Here is a 15,252-nt window from a genome sequence, read left to right on the forward strand (position 1 = left end):
GATTTCAAATCGTGAGGGGGTGGCGACGCGAGTCACGAGCCGTACATTCTAAACTTAACGGAGTTTCGTTGCCGAAGGGCTGCTGCGATCGATGAAGCGGAGCAAGCGGCGACTCCAATGGGCGGCATAGTCAACGCCGACGCGTGGTCGCCGGAGGACCTTCGGCTGGTGCGTTCCGTCGTCCCAGAAAGCGAGATCGCCGCTCGTCACGTCAATGCCATTGTCGCGGAGCGTGACGCCGAAGCCCCGGGCCAATCGACCGGGTCCAGTGAGATTGACCGTCCACCCTGCCAACGGGTCGGCGGCCCGCAGCAGCACTGCCGCCCCGTCGCCGGCGGCGACGACATTGAGCAAGCAATGGAGTCCGTAGATGAGGTAAACGTACGCGTAGCCTGGCGGACCAAACATGATCTCGGTTCGCGCAGTGCGTCCGCGCGAAGAGTGCGCGGCCAGATCATGCGGACCGAGATACGCTTCCGCCTCAACGATGCGCGCGGCTCGGCGGCTGCCGTCGACTTCGCGCGTCATGACCACGCCGAGGAGAGCGGGCGCCAGGACTTCGGCGGGCTGGGAAAAGAAATCACGTTTCAGGCGACGCATACGGACGAGTGCGGCAAATGGTGCACGAACGCGCTGAGGCGGACTCGAACGGCCGGTCCAATCGGTTTCATTCTTGGCAGGTGCGCGTGGAAGCACGGATCTTGACGATGTCACAAATGATATCATGGCTGCGGCACGACCGCATGACAACGAGGCGCCGCATCGCTTCCCTGCCGGCGATGGAGCGCTGCCGGAGCGTTCGGCCAAGTCCCGGGCCCGCGTCGGCGACGAGGATGTAACTCGGGGCGAGAGTTTCCCAGACGCTCATGGTCGTTTGATGCAGGCACGGCCCCGAACGCTCGCCAGCGGGAAAAAATTGGTGCGCCGCCATTGTCGGTGCGGCCAGATCGATGGGCGTCGGCATGCCGGGGTCCGTCGGGGCCGCGTCCTTACCGCCTGTGAGACCGACATCGGGTGTCCTATGCGCAATGAGCAGCTGGTACACTGGCTGAAGAAGCTCAGGCTCTAGCATTCGGCGATCGACTTCGTCCAGTTCGATCTGAGCAAGGGATTGTAAGTAACAGCGTGAGAATAAGCCCGAAGGGCGGCAGCGTCCCCGCGATTGCCCGCAATGTGCTAACGCAGACGACTACCATTTTGTCCGTGATACGCGAGTCTCCCATGAAACGTAGACAGTTTTCGGTGATCTTGCGCCTGATCGTGATGTTATGCATCGCTCCAGCCGGCATCGCTGCCGAGAGCACCGCCGCCGAGAGCACCGCCGCACCTGGCGCGATCGAACTGGGATGCAAGTTCGCCGCGCGCGACACGTTGAACTGCGGCAGCGACAGCAATGCGGACGCCGAGGAGTGCCTATTGGGCCTCGCCTGGAAACCGGGCGAATTCGAAGTTGAGTTGGAGCAAGCCCAGCCCGGATGCGGCGACTGGCTGGTGCGGTTTCCATCGCCCAGGCCGATCGGTAATCAAATCAATGATCGGGTCTCGATGGAGTGGTTCGCGGCGCGCGACGCCCAGGGGGCGATTCGTCCTGCCCGTGCGGTCGTCGTGGTGCACGAATCGGGACGCCAAATGACGGCGGGGCGGATTATTGCGCGCGGGTTCAACTCGCACGGTTTGCATGCGTTCTTGATTCATCTGCCGGGCTACGGCGTCCGCCGCGACGAGCAGCTGACGGACGTCGAGCGAGGTCTTGATTCGATGCAGCAGGCCATCGCCGATGTACGGCGGGCGCGAGACGCCGTGGCGGCGCTGCCGGTGGTCGATTCGTCGATGATTGCCGTGCAAGGGACGAGCTTAGGCGGGTTCGTCACGGCGACGGTTGCCGGACTCGACCACGGCTACGACCGGATCTTTATCCTGCTGGCGGGCGGCAACTTGGAAGAGGTCGTCTTCAACGGCGCCAAGGATGCAGCGAAGTTCCGTGAAAAGCTTGCTGCGGCGGGAATCACTGAAGCGCAGATCAAAGAGCTAGCGCGAAAGGTCGAACCGATGAGGCTCGCTCAGCGAATCGACCCGTCGGCGACTTGGCTCTATAGCGGCAAGTTCGACGACGTGGTGCCGCCAAGTTGCTCGTACGCGCTCGTGAAGGCCGCGAAGCTTCCCGCCGGGCACCACGTCGAGTTGCCCGCCGATCACTATTCGGGCGTGATTTACTTGCCGCGCGTCGTGAAAGAATTTGCTGAGCGCATGACGGCTGGCGAAAAAGTCTCGGCTGCTGCGGCTGGCTCCGCCAACTAGAGCGCGCTCAATCACGGCCTGTTCGCGGACGCATTCCGAGGACGTTGCGAGTTGGTCGCCGTCTTTGCGGCGAGGCTGCTGAACTCTGCGAGTTGACGGTTCCACTGTGCCTCGAGTTTGGCGGCTTGGTCCGGCAGCTGCGTCGCTAAATTGTGGGCCTCGGCGCGGTCAGTTCGCAGGTCGTAGAGCTCCCACGGCTTACCTTTCGCAGCAACGAGTTTCCAATCCCCCAGGCGGACGGCGCGGTTCCCCTCGTGCAGCCACCAGAGCGCATCGCGCTCGACGACGACGTCGCTAGCGAAGGCCGGAGCGAGACTTCTGCCGGGAGCGGGTGGAATCGCTTCGCCCTCCCAATGGTCAGGCTTCTCGACTTCCAGCAGGTCTAGAATCGTCGGGACGACGTCGATGACGTGGGCCGGGGTCGTGCGGAGTTCCCCGCGGGCGGCGATTCCCGCCGGCCAGTGTACGATCAGCGGGGTGCTGATCCCCCCCTCGTGAACCCAAGTCTTGTGGCGTCGGAACGGGGTGTTGCTGGCGCTGGAGAAGCCTGGGCCGAGACACAAGTATGTCGCGGCGCTGCCGGGGGCCGCCGCAGGGTCGTGTCCGCCGTCGCGGACCATGATTTCCGCGGAGGCGCCGTTGTCGGACGCGAACAGGATCAGCGTGTCGTCGTAGGCGCCCATGGTCTTGAGCTGTTGAAGCAGGCGACCGATCTCGCGATCCATGCGGTCGACCATGGCGGCATGGATGGACATCTTGGCAGCTTGGAAGGCTTGCTGCTGGGCGGTGAGTTCGTCCCACGCGCGCGGACGGTTCACCTCGCCGGGCCCCAGCTTTCGCAGCGCGTCGGCGAAATCGTACGGCGGTCCGAGATCGCGTTCGACTGCCGACAGGGGCGTTCGCAGCAAACCAAGCGATTGCTGTTTGGCGAAACGTTGCCGACGCAGCTCGTCCCAGCCGTCGAGATATTTATCGGCATAGCGGGCGATGTCTGCGGGCAGGGCGTGCAGCGGAAAATGGGGTGCGGTGAAGGCGATGTATTGAAAGAAAGGTTGGTCCGCGTGATCGGCGGCATGGTGCTGCAAGCATTGAATCGCATGATCTACCGTGGCGATCGTCGCATAGTAACCTGCTTCGTCAGGGGGGGCCGTTAGCGGCACGTCGTCGAGCGCGTTGCCCTGCGCGGTGAAATAGTTGCCCTGGTTCCGGATGTTGAGAGAGCGGTCGAAACCGGCGGTCAGGACGTCGCCGTCGATGTGCCACTTACCGCTGTGGTAACTCCGATAGCCGTGCGGCCGCAGAAAGTCGGGCAACAGGCGGGCCCACGACTGCCGCTGGCCGCCGCCTCCGCCTCCCAGGCGAGGGAGGGCATCGCGGTGGACCTGCTGGGCGTAATAGCCCGTGAGCAACGCCGCCCGCGTCGGCCAGCAACGGGCCGTATTGTAGCACTGGGTGAAGCGGAGTCCTTCCGCCGCGAGCTGGTCGAGATTGGGAGTCTCGATTTCGCCGCCATAGCAGCCGAGGTCCGAGTACCCCAGATCGTCGGCGAGGATCACGACGATGTTCGGGCGCTCCCCAGCGGAAGACTGCTGGCCGTCGCTGCCAACGTGACAAAGGAGGACGCCCAACAGGGCGAGTAAAGTTCGGAGCCGCATGGTGGGATGTGCCTCATGGTTTGGTTCCGCTCGCTACGCCTATTGTCGCTCAATCAAAGAACTCCTGCAGCAATTCGTCCACCTGTTCCTGGTCGAGCGTTTCGTGAGCGAGGAGGGCGTCGGCGAGGGCGGCGAGGACCATCCACAGGTGGTCGGCTTGAAACTGCTGGTAGACCCGGCGTGAAGTCTGTTCGAGATACTGTAGCCGCTTGAATTGGTCGGGGTGTAGCAACGCCGCGGCTTGGGCGGCGCCCTCCCAATCCGCGGCCCATTCGGCGACAAACGCCGGATGATATGGTTCCCCCGAGTGGATCATTTCCGCGACCGGGCCCGCGAGGTGGACCTGAACGCTCTTTCGAGCAAACTCCTTGTCGCTTTCGCCTGCGTGGCGCCAGACCACTTGAGTGTCGCCGCCGCGACGCGGGCCGTCGTCTTGGTCGGGCTCGATGGTGACCTGCCGGACGACGCCTCCCAGCAGGTATGCCATGAGTGCGTGCCCCGCTTCGTGATAGGCGATGATTTCCGTCACGTTGAGGCCTGGTATGTGGAGAGCCGCGGATGGGGAAAGAAACTCATTGAAACTTGTCTCGCGGTATGCGCCAATCTGGTGAAGTGACAGGGCAGCGGGCAGGGGCCGCCGAAAGCTTGGGCGATCGGTCGAAGGCCTTGCCTCAGGGAAGAGTCGGAACATGCTTCGACGAGAGTTCTTCACATTGATGCGGTTGCTGACCGGAGCCGCCGTGGTGGCTGCCTCGGTCGACGCAGCGGATGCCTACGACATCGTCAACCGCTGGGGGGCGACTCAGGTCGACGGCGGCGGGCTGCAACGCGGCGATCCGGTAACGCTCCGCTGGAGTCTCGTGCCGGACGGTCAGGCTTACTCGCGGTCGGGGAATAGTCAGTTAATTCAGTACCTCGACGATGGATGGAATGTTCCCGCCGCTCAGCGCGTCCCTGACCTGACGGGCCGCTCGTGGTGGAGCGTGATGAATACGGCGTACGCACAGTTTGGGCGCGTCTCCGGCATCAAGATGGTTTACGTTGCCGAGCAGAATGGCAACGGCAGCGATACTGGGCTCGAAGGGGACGTGCGCATCGGCGGCGAGAATATCGATGGCACGCCGGGGGGCGCGCTGGCCGACAATACGTTTCCGAACGACGGCGACATGAGGATCGACACGACGCGGGAAACCAATGGTCGGCCGACGTTCTGGCACTCGACCGAGGCGCCGCTGCGAAACTTGATGATTCACGAAACCGGCCATGGCGTCGGGCTCGGGCACGCGCAGAACACCGGCGTCGCCGCCGTGATGGAAGGGGGCCTCCGGACCGATATCTGGGGCCTGCAGTTCGACGATGTGTATGCTCTCAATCGCCAATACGGCGATCCGCTGGAGCGCAATGGCGGCAACAACACGGCGGGCACGGCGACCAAGCTGGGCAATGTTACGCTGGGCGGGTTTGTGTCTGTCGGCGGCGACTCCGTCGATTCCGTCGTTCAGCAGTTTGACGACGATTGGACGGGCATCGACGGCACGACGGACGCTGATTGGTTCCATTTCACGACGACCGAGCCAGGATTCGTCGACCTCAAGCTCACTCCGCTGGGGCCGAGTTATGTTTCGGTGCAGCAAGGCAATTTCAACGCTGCCGCTCAGAGCGATCTCGTGCTGCAGTTGTTCCGCAGCGAACCGTCGGTGACGTTGATCTCCACCGCCGACAACACAGGACTCGGCGGCGTGGAGACCATCGGCGCCCGCTATCTGGCGACGCCCGGCGCCTATCTCGCGCGCGTTCGCGGGACGCAGGACCTTAACCAGTTTTATCAGTTCGATGTTTCGCTGAACGCCGCGCCGTCAGCGGGAACGTCAGCGGACCTCAACCTTGACGGCGCGTCGAACGCCGCTGACTGGGCGCTGTTCGTCGCGAATTCGTACACCGCTTTCGGCGGCCTCGCACAAATCGAGGCGTTTCAACGCGGCGACCTAGATTTCGACGGCGATAATGACGTCGCCGATTTCCGGTTCTTCAAAACAGCCTACATCGCCGCGAACGGCGCTGCCGCCTTCGCGAGCCTGCTGAGCGTTCCCGAACCGGAAACCGTCAGCTTGGCGGCGTTCGCAGCCGCGTGTTGCGTCCTTGGCCGGCGCACCGCGTCTAGACCGTGAGACTTACCACGCTGGATGCTGCGGCAAGCGACGCAGCGCGGGCAGCGTGGCCGCCATGACTAGAAACAGCGCCCATCCTGACGGTTCAGGGACGGCAGTCGTCACGGGCGCTGGGCCGGTGTACTCGGCTTGCCAGATCAGCAAATCGTTGCCGTCGACTTGGAGATCCCCGTTCGCGTCGCCGTTGGCAAGCGTTGCATCGCCGGCCATGCCCAGGTTGGTTTGCCAAACGAGCAAATCATCGGCGTCGACGAATCCGTCGAGGTTGAAGTCGGCCGGGGAGGGGGGAGCGACGAACGTCGTCACCTGCAGCAGGCCCGTGCCGGTAAGGAGCGGCGAGGTGAATTCGGCGCCAGAGCCAAGGGCGCCCCAGACGCCGGCGGCTTGGGAGACGCCGTCGATGAAGAGGGAGTCGATGACGTCGGTCCCAGCGAAGTTCAGCCCCAGCGTGGCGCCGGTGAGCAACTTCACATCGGCGCCATTGGCGAGGAAGGGAGTGCCGAGCGCCAGCGAACCTTGCTCGACGGCGGTGTCTCCGGCGTAGGCGTTCGCACCCGTCAGCGCCAGGGCGCCCGCGCCAGTTTTAACTAAACCGCCGTTGAGGACGGGCACGGAGATCGTCAAATCAACTGCGGCAGCGCCGTCGGCAACGTTCAACGTGCGATTCCCGCCGCCCAGGTCAACTCGTCCGGCGAGTCCGGCGCCGCTGCCGTTGCCGATGACCGCGGCGGCGTCGGCCAATGGCGTGAAATCGAGGTCACCGCCGAGCAGCAGTTTTGCCGGCGTCGACGCATGCGGCATGAGATTGATCTTGTTGGCCGTGAGATGACCGCCGTCAATGGTGAAGGTGCGCGTCGAATCGACCTGCAGCGTGTGGACGCTGAATTCGGCGCTGCCAGATAGCGATACTGCGCCAGAAAACTGCGCCGCAAATGGCGTCGAGTCGGCCGACGGCAGGTAATTCACCGTCAGTGAACCGCCTGTAATCGCTAAGGTCTCATTGACGTACAGTTTGCGAATATTGTGCGAGCCACTCGAGAGCGTGACGGTGATGTTGGCGTTTGGGCGATTGAGAATGACTGTATCGTTCTGCCCGTCGACGCCGCGAACGGCGTCGTCAACGCCCGGCAATCGTTGCGCCGGGCGGGCAGGCACGGAGCCGGTGGTCCATGTTCCGCCTACTCGCGCCACTTGGCCCGGGCCCTGAACTGGTTCGACGGGGGCGATCCCGCTGTTCCAATTTGCCATGGTCGTCCACTCGCCGTTGGAGTCATTCATCCAGATCGCCGGGACGAGATAATCCTTCACGAACTCAATGCCGCCGTTAGCTGCGTTCTTGTCGATATTGCCGCCGTATCCGGGAATGCCGCCGGTAGTGCTGTATTGCCAAAACTTCCACGGGGCCGGAGACGGCGTATTAGGGTATGCCGGGTTCCATACGCCGTACACGTTCGGATAGGTGGGAAGGGCGGGCGGAGGTTCGCTCGTGAGGGGATCGCCGGTGGTCGGGCGCGCAATCCAAAGATTGGGCATCGAGGCCGCAACCGTGGAGTTCACCTCGCTGTTGGCATAGCTGCTATTGACGTAGATAATCGGGCGAATCCCCATGACTTGAAAAATACGATTGGAGAATTCGACGGACCAATTGGAGAGCGAAGTCGTGCTGTGCTGGGATGCTCCCGCCTCAAGATCCAGTACCGGCAGCATGTAGCCGGGCCGCATCCATGCGCCGGCCATCTGTAGGAAGTGATCTGCTTCATCGGCTCCGGTGTTAGCGATCCCGTTGGAATTGAGCGTCGAAGCGACGATGTCGGCGCGATTAAAATGGTAAGAACCAGTGAAAATGCCCGCCTTTGTTGCGCGGGTAATGTTTTGGACAAAGTAGGGATCGTCGTAGCGCTGCGATAGAGTATTCAATCCGTCGCTGTTATCGGAATCATTCTGGTTATAGTAGCCCGTCGTTCCGCCGCGGCTGGCGCGCAGAAACGCGAACTTGCGATTGGCGGTGGAATAAAAGGTGTCCCACGTCGACTGGGCGATATTGCCTTGCCAAGCGGAGACGTCGACGCCGAGAGCTCGAGTGATCTGAGCTTCAGAGGGCGACGCGGTAGCTGCGCCTAAAAACAGTGCGACCGCCGCCGCGAGAAGGGGATTAGAATAAACAGAATATCGTCGCGCCAACGTAATCGTCCCTTCTGACCTAACTGCTCGTGGCCCCACGCCGGAGCGGATGAGCGGCTTCTCCGAGTATAGGCGCCGGGGTAATGAGCGACAATGTTTCGGCGCAGCGCAAGTCCTTGCCGCATCGCTGGTTTCGCAAAAACGTGACCGCGGTGCGCAGTCGAGTCCTCGCGCTGTCTCGAGAACCAGATGCAGCCCCCTTAACGGGGCAAGCGGCGCGCAGCAAGCAAGACGCCGAGGGCTGCGACGACGAGGCTCGACGCGGCCGGCTCGGGAACTTGGGCCGACGCGGCCGAAGAAGCGGCGATCGCGCTGAGGCCTTTGGCGCGCTGCCAGGCAAGGTAGTCGGCGCCGTCGCTATCGCCGTCGCCGTCGGCGTCGCTGTCGCCGTTGAGGCCAAAATTGCCCTGCCAACCAGACAGGTCGGTCGCATCGACGTCGCCGTCGCCGTCGAGATCGCCGTATTGGAGCGGCAGGTATTGATCGACGGCTACGTCGTGCAGCCACTGCGTGCGACCGTCGGGCCAGACAATGCGCAGCTCGTCGATCAGCGTCGCGTCGCCGAGACCGAAATGGACCGGCAGATCGCTTTGGTTGAAGGTGCCGGCGTTGGTGTTCGCTTCCCGGCGGAGGGTTCGCTCCGTAGGAGTTCCCGCATTGATCGTCGCGTAGACCGTGGCGCCGATCGCACTGGTATTGTCGCGCGAGCCGCCGAGTTGGAGGTAGAGCCAGTGGTTGCCGTTCGTCGCGGCATTGCTGAGGAAAACGCGCTCTGGAATGCCGCCGGCTGTGGGAGCGATCAGATCTTGGTCCCCGTCGAGATCGAGGTCGCCCCAAACGCTGTCGTAGGCGCCTTCGTTAGTGGAAGCGACGCCGGCTTGGACGGTGACGTCGTTAAAGTTCCAGTTGCCGTCGTTGCGATAGAGCTTGCGGGCCTGATTCGAGCCGTTGATGTTCAAGTTGTCGTGCATGAACAAGTCGAGATCGCCGTCGTTGTCGTAGTCGATTGCCTTGCCGCCATTGAGGTCGCCGCCGACGTTGCTGAGGAGGTCGTGACCGAGGATCTGGGCGACGTCGGTGAACTTATTGTTGCCGTCGTTGCGGAAGATGCGCGTCGGCCGCTGATCGGCGCCGACCATGAACAGATCGAGCTTGCCGTCGTCGTCGAAGTCGACGAACTCGGCGTCGTAGCTATTTTCGAGGTTCTGGGTGCCGTTCGAGTTCGCGATGTCGATGAAACTGAGGGTGCACGTTTGGGCGAGTTGATTCTCGTAGAAATTATTGGGGATGTTGCCGCCTGAACGGCAAGTGGAAATATAGACGTCGAGATCGCCGTCGCCGTCGGTATCGCCGATGGCCATGCCGTAGGCCTTGGTCCCCCAGCTTTCCTGGAAGCCGGCGGCCGCTCCGACGGGAGTAAAGTGCCCATCGGCGCCTTGCAGATAGATCTCGTGCCGTTCGGGGCCTTCCATGCCGATGACGAGATCGAGGCGACGGTCGTTGTTCATGTCGGCCCAGGCGACGTTCTGATGAAAGCCCGGGTCGTTGAGGCCAACCGCGGTGCTGGGATTGGTGAAGCCGCCGCCGCTATTGCTCAACACGTCGCCCGAGGCGCCGCTATTGGTTTGACCGACGAAAACGTCGACGAAGCCATTGCCGTCGTAGTCGCCCCAGGCGGCGCTCCAAGAATCGCCAAGGCCGCTGGCGAGCGAACTGGATATGTTCGTAAAGGTGAACGAGCCCGTTCCGTGGACATTGTTGCGCAGCAACTGGCGAGCGCCGGAACTTCCTTGGAAGAAGACGTCGAGGTCGCCGTCGTTGTCGATGTCGGCCAGCGAAGCGCTGCGGGCGCTGAGCGAGAGACCGTTGAGCACGGCGCCGCCGCTTTCGGTAAAGACCGGTTGGGCGCTGGCGCCCGCCGCGGCCATCGTCGCGACGAGAATTGCCAGGAATGACCGCATTCGACGCATCAGGGGGAACTCCAAGGGAGGTGGGCGCCGCCTACAAGACGATAACCACGCACGGCATTCCTTCGCAACTGGAAAGGGCGGCGAGCGCTTGAACTCCCAACGAAGTCGCTATCAGCCGGAGAAGTTTACGCAGCGATGTGAAGCCGGCCGCGAACGCAGCGTGCGCAGCAGCGCGAAGTGCGTGCGCAGCGTCGCGGATGCGCGGGTCGTCGCGAAGGCATCTGGCGTCGGCAGCCCGCGCCCGGGGAAGAGAATGTCGGCTTGGCGCCGACAACTTCTAGTTCCGCATTGCCGGCAATACTCGGCCCGAGCGGAATAGAGGCGCGCGGGTCGGGGAGGATGCCGTCTGCGGTCAAGCCCCCTTAAAGAACGAAAGCTCGGCGGCCGCGACGCCGCCGTCGGCAATCTGGAGCAATCGAATCAGTTCAGTGAACGTGCCGACGTTCAGTCGTTCAAAAATCTCCTTTTTTCTCTTCTCGACGGTGCGAAGCGAAATGTCGACGCGGTTTGCGATCTGCTTATGCGGACGACATTCGACCAGCTCGCGCAGAACGTCGCGATGGCCTTGGGGCAAGGAATCGAGCGCCTCGCGCGCCGCTTCTCGGTGGTGCAGAGTCTTGAGTATCTCCAGAGCGCGGGCCCGCGCCAGGTCGACTTCTTCGCAGAGATGCTCGATGCGGATCGGCTTTTCGACGACGGTGACGGCGCCGCGTCGCATTGCTTGCACCGTCAGCGTGGGAGTGAGGTGGCCGGAGATGACAATCGCCGGCGCCGGCCAAGCGGCTTGGTGGATGTGCGCGATGAGGTCCATGCCGCTGTCTTCGCCAATCCGAAGGTCGGCCACGACGCAGCCCGGAACGCTCCGCATCAACTGCTGCTTCGCTTCGTGGACGCTGCGAAGTGCTAGCGAACTCCATCCCGCGCGGGCGAACGCCGCTCGAAGCGATTCGAGGATCGACTCGTCGTCATCAATCACCCAAACGTCCAAGCTTACCGGGAGTCGCATGACGGAAACCTGCGCGCGCAAAAGTCGAAAGCGTGATTGTCTCTCGCGATATCAGGGATCGGAGCAAGTCGTTGTACTGCTCCAGCACATCGCTTTCGAGGAATCAGAATGCGGGAATACGCAGGGAGAGGCGGCTCCTCGATCGCTGGACTGACCGAAGCGCGCCTATTTTCTAGACGGCGCGGCGAATTAAACAACGCACGTCCTAAAGTCCAAAATGTGGTCGCGGCCACGTATTGTTACTCGTGCGGGGCTCCCCCGGTCCGCTCATGGTCGTCGACGCAGCGATTGCCTCGCTTGCCTGCTCAGTGCAATGAAGCATCGCGTGCCGGCGAGCGACTGATTTGTCCTGCCGCCGCGCCATTCGCAACAGCGCTCGTGATCCCTGACTGCCTAGCAAAACAGTGCTGATCGCTGCGCCGTAACTCAAAAAGTTCTGCCAAGCACCGCAGTAGATCCAGGTCGTACCGCGTCGGGGTCGAGTGTCTAGATGGGCTAACGGGCCGGGAAGGCGCTTATCGCCGTCGTCAGTGGGGCTGTGCGGCTTGTGCCGCGTGAGCGGGTCGCCGGGGAGCTAACGACTGCGGACTCGCGCTCGTGCAGCGGCGAACTGTGTGTTTCTGCGAAGTGCGCTCGGCGCTGAAGAAAGATGAGCTACGTTTGACTACCGTTTGACCTACTTTCCCGAAGCGAGATTCGTGCCATGAAAGTGCTTGTTGCCGACGACTCCGGCGTCATGCGTAAGATCATCATCCGTGCTCTTAATGCGTGCGGAGTCACCGACATCGTCGAAGCCGGCGATGGCGCGGAGGCGATCGCCAAGTTTGGCGAGACCAGCGTCGATCTGGTAATGACCGACTGGAACATGCCGAACAAGACCGGCCTCGACGTCGTCAAGGAAATTCGCGCTACCGGTTCGACCGTGCCGATCTTCATGATCACCACAGAAGCCGAAATGAGCCGCGTGAAGGAAGCAATTGCTGCAGGCGTGAACGACTATTTGGCCAAGCCGTTCGAGAATGACCTGCTTCGCCAGAAGATCGACAAGTTCGTGTGCGTCTAAGCGGACCGCGTTACAGAAAGTGAATCGTCGACCGTCCGCGAGTCGCCGGCGCTAGAGAGGATAGATCATTGAAAGCCGAATATATCAATCCGTTCGTCTCCGCTGCCATCGACGTTTTCAGCACCATGCTGCAGTGCGAGTTGACGCGAGGCAAGCTGACCATCGGCAATGGCGCGCAGCCGACAATGGATATCAGCGGCGTTATCGGTCTCTCGGGTCGCGCGACGGGCACGGTGGTGCTGAGTTTGGACCGCGCCGTGGCGCTCTCGGCGACCGAAATTCTGCTCAGCCAGAAGTGCGATTCGATTGACGGCGACGTCATCGACGCCGTCGGCGAACTGACCAATATGGTGGCTGGTCGCGCGAAGGCCGGCCTGGAGCATTTGGCGATGTCGCTGGCCTTGCCCACGGTGATCACGGGCAAGAATCACGTAATCAGCTTTGGCTCGGCGACCCAAACGCTGGCAATTCCGTTCACTTGCGAGTGGGGGGGCGCCGTGCTGGAAGTCGGCCTGGTGGAATCGCCAGAAGTCGCTGCAGAGTCAATGTTGGCGGGAGCTGGCGCGACGGCGTAGGTTCGGGGCGGAACGGTCACGACCTAGACTCTGATTCGCCCGGGGCTGCACGCCGAGGCGCGGCCGGGTTAAGCTATGGCAGCGGCGCTTGCCGCCATGGCTTCTCTCAGCTCGGAGTCGGCTCCTCATGTCTCGTCTATTCATGCATCACGCTGCGTTAGCGGCGATGGCGATTTGCGGCGTGTGCGCGCTGCCGGTTTGCGCTCAGGTGGCCGAAGTCACAGTCGATGACGACGGCGCGACAATCACGCTCGATGGCGCGCCGTTCGCCTCGTACCTGCTGCGTAGCGGCCACCAGCCGGTGATTTGGCCCATCGTTGGCCCAGACGGGCAAGCCATGACGCGGCAGTACCCGCTGGGCGAGAAGCTCGCCACCGAGAAGGACGACCATCCTCACCACCGATCGCTGTGGTTCAATCACGGCTCGGTGAACGGACTCGATTTTTGGATGGAGCCCGATGAAGAAGACGACAATCAAATCAAGCACCGCGAGTTTCGGCGCACCGGGTCGAGCGATGGCGCGGCGGAAATTGTGGCGGTCAACGACTGGCTGAGCAACGGTAAGAAGATCTGCGAGGACGAGCGTACGATCAAGTTTGGCGCGGACAAGAATGGCCGGTGGATCGACTTCACCGTCGTCGTTACGGCCAGCGAGGGCGAGCTAGTCTTCGGCGATACCAAGGAGGGGGCGTTCGGGATGCGCGTGCCCGGCGAGATCGACGTCGACGCCAAGCGCGGCGGCGCTATCCGCAACAGCAACGGCAAGCAGAATGAAGAGGCATGGGGCGCCGCCGCCGAGTGGGTCGATTACCATGGCGTGATTGACGGCAAGCCCGCCGGAATTGTCATCTTCGATCTGCCCAACAGCTTCCGCCATCCGACGCGATGGCATGTGCGGACCTACGGACTGTTCGCGGCCAATCCGTTCGGCGAGCACGACTTCCCGCCGGGCGGACCGCACCAGGGCGAGGTGAAGCTTGCGAAGGGCGAGCAGCTCAGGCTCCATTATCGCGTGCTGTTCTACGCGGGCGAACGGACGCCCGACGAACTGGCGGCGACTTATCGAGAATATGCGGGCAAGTAGGGCGGCGCCGGCCTCGCTAGTTGCACATGCGGTCGAGCTCGCGCAGATATTCGAGCGCATCGTCCAGTTCGGACGCCGCCACTCCGGCCCGCCTTCCGCCGCGGTCGCATCGACCCAGCAGGAGCAGATCCTCGTAGTGCTCGCACTCGCGCAGCCGGCAATGCGCGCGATGACCAATCGTCCGATCGGCGATCTCATGCGCGAGCATATGATGTTCGATGAGCCAACGGGTCCGCTCGGAGATGAGTTCTTCGAGCGCCTCCAGCCCCGCGGCAACGTGATCGTACGGATCGATCCCTTTGCCGACGTCGTGCAATAGGGCCGCCAGAAGGAACTCCTCGTCGTAAGGGAGTTCGTCGCGGGCGCGGTCGAATACCTGTAGACTGTGATACAGCGCGTCGCCTTCGGGATGATACTTCAGGTTCTGTTTGACGTTCTCCAACGGTAGCAGCAGCGCTTGATACGCCTGGAAGCGATCGACCTGCTCCCGCGCCGCTTCCAGCGCTCCTTCAACGTCAAATTCGGGATACTCCTGGTCCAAGAACTGACGCAGCTCCGCGATGCTCGCCCGTTCAATCGGCTTGCCGGTGATCGAACTCTTGAAGACGAAATGCGCTTCCTTCGACGAATAGACGGTTAGTTCGAACGTAAACTCCGCATCGACGTGAATGTGCGTGTACGTTCGCGATTCGCCCTGCTTGCGGACCAACTTCCGCTCGATGGTGAACGGCAGGCCATGTTGCTCCAGAATATGGCCGACCCCTTCGACGGAATCGGCGAACAGGTGAATGTCAACGTCGGAGCCTTGCCGCACATGGCCGGTCAGCACGCTGCCAATCAGCCGCGGCCGGAACCGCTCAAGCCGTTCCATCATCGCAAGCGCTGCCAGCCGCATGCCGCGAAGCTTGTCGGTCCGCGACGCGCCTTCGTGGACGCGGGCCAACATCTGCACCTGCTCGCGAATCTCGGCGTTCGACGGCAAGTCGGCGGGCTTGGTCCACCCCTGGCCGAGGCGCTCGGCGGCTTTACGCTTCGCGCGAAAGTATTCGGACTCTTGCCGCTCGTACATCAAGCGCGCGGCTTCCCAAGCGATTTGCTGTCGCAGCTTGGAGTGTGGCATGCCAGAGGCGCCGTCAGCCCAAATAAGGTGGCGCGATGGGCGGGGATAGGAGAGTCTGCATCGAATGAACGCCGGCGGCGCGCACGCCTATTGTAGCCAGTGCCCAGGCGCGAGGCCAATCGAACGCGGCGA

At 62.6% G+C, this 15,252-nt stretch carries 12 protein-coding genes; 5 read left to right on the forward strand and 7 right to left on the reverse strand.

Translation table 11 applies throughout. From position 1 onward, the window contains the following. Positions 1-54: 54 nt before the first annotated feature. A complete protein-coding gene (locus I41_RS05840) occupies positions 55-600 on the reverse strand; it encodes a DNA-3-methyladenine glycosylase (RefSeq protein ID WP_145431654.1) in 546 nt (181 codons plus the stop codon). Positions 601-1,221: 621 nt separating this feature from the next. Between I41_RS05840 and I41_RS05845 the strand changes: the two genes are divergently transcribed. Next, a complete protein-coding gene (locus I41_RS05845) occupies positions 1,222-2,298 on the forward strand; it encodes an alpha/beta hydrolase family protein (RefSeq protein WP_145431655.1) in 1,077 nt (358 codons plus the stop codon). Between the two features lie 11 nt (positions 2,299-2,309). Here the strand turns inward: I41_RS05845 and I41_RS05850 are convergent, their stop codons facing one another. Continuing rightward, complete coding sequence (locus tag I41_RS05850) at positions 2,310-3,953, reverse strand: arylsulfatase (RefSeq protein ID WP_145431656.1); 1,644 nt, start codon at positions 3,951-3,953, stop codon at positions 2,310-2,312. A 49-nt stretch (positions 3,954-4,002) separates the two neighbouring features. Further along, positions 4,003-4,482 carry a hypothetical protein gene (locus I41_RS05855; RefSeq protein WP_145431657.1) on the reverse strand — a complete coding sequence of 160 codons (480 nt, stop codon included), beginning with the start codon at positions 4,480-4,482 and terminating at the stop codon, positions 4,003-4,005. Positions 4,483-4,642: 160 nt separating this feature from the next. On the opposite strand from I41_RS05855, the gene I41_RS05860 reads away from it, so the two are divergent. Continuing rightward, entirely contained in the window at positions 4,643-6,121 is a 1,479-nt protein-coding gene (locus tag I41_RS05860; protein WP_145431658.1) for a matrixin family metalloprotease, read from the forward strand. Between the two features lie 3 nt (positions 6,122-6,124). Here the strand turns inward: I41_RS05860 and I41_RS05865 are convergent, their stop codons facing one another. The 3 genes from I41_RS05865 to I41_RS05875 form a co-directional block, all read right to left on the reverse strand. Next, positions 6,125-8,302: a GH25 family lysozyme gene (locus tag I41_RS05865; protein ID WP_145431659.1), complete on the reverse strand. Its 2,178-nt coding sequence runs from the start codon at positions 8,300-8,302 to the stop codon at positions 6,125-6,127. A 200-nt stretch (positions 8,303-8,502) separates the two neighbouring features. Continuing rightward, on the reverse strand, positions 8,503-10,272 hold the full coding sequence (locus I41_RS05870) for a CRTAC1 family protein (protein ID WP_145431660.1): 1,770 nt from the start codon (positions 10,270-10,272) through the stop codon (positions 8,503-8,505). Positions 10,273-10,624: 352 nt separating this feature from the next. Next, positions 10,625-11,278 carry a response regulator transcription factor gene (locus I41_RS05875; RefSeq protein WP_145431661.1) on the reverse strand — a complete coding sequence of 218 codons (654 nt, stop codon included), beginning with the start codon at positions 11,276-11,278 and terminating at the stop codon, positions 10,625-10,627. 703 nt (positions 11,279-11,981) lie between these two features. On the opposite strand from I41_RS05875, the gene I41_RS05880 reads away from it, so the two are divergent. From I41_RS05880 to I41_RS05890, 3 genes are all read left to right on the forward strand, one after another. Further along, complete coding sequence (locus I41_RS05880) at positions 11,982-12,341, forward strand: response regulator (RefSeq protein ID WP_145431662.1); 360 nt, start codon at positions 11,982-11,984, stop codon at positions 12,339-12,341. Between the two features lie 68 nt (positions 12,342-12,409). Next, positions 12,410-12,916, forward strand: a complete 507-nt coding sequence (locus I41_RS05885) for a chemotaxis protein CheX (protein ID WP_145431663.1) — start codon at positions 12,410-12,412, stop codon at positions 12,914-12,916. Positions 12,917-13,043: 127 nt separating this feature from the next. Next, entirely contained in the window at positions 13,044-14,000 is a 957-nt protein-coding gene (locus tag I41_RS05890) for a DUF6807 domain-containing protein (RefSeq protein WP_145431664.1), read from the forward strand. A gap of 16 nt (positions 14,001-14,016) precedes the next feature. On the opposite strand, the gene I41_RS05895 is transcribed toward I41_RS05890, so the two are convergent. Further along, positions 14,017-15,120, reverse strand: coding sequence for an HD domain-containing protein (locus I41_RS05895; protein ID WP_145431665.1), 1,104 nt, complete (start codon positions 15,118-15,120; stop codon positions 14,017-14,019). Between the last annotated feature and the right edge of the window lie 132 nt (positions 15,121-15,252).

It is taken from the genome of Lacipirellula limnantheis (genome assembly GCF_007746075.1).
In the GTDB taxonomy this organism is placed as follows: domain Bacteria; phylum Planctomycetota; class Planctomycetia; order Pirellulales; family Lacipirellulaceae; genus Lacipirellula; species Lacipirellula limnantheis.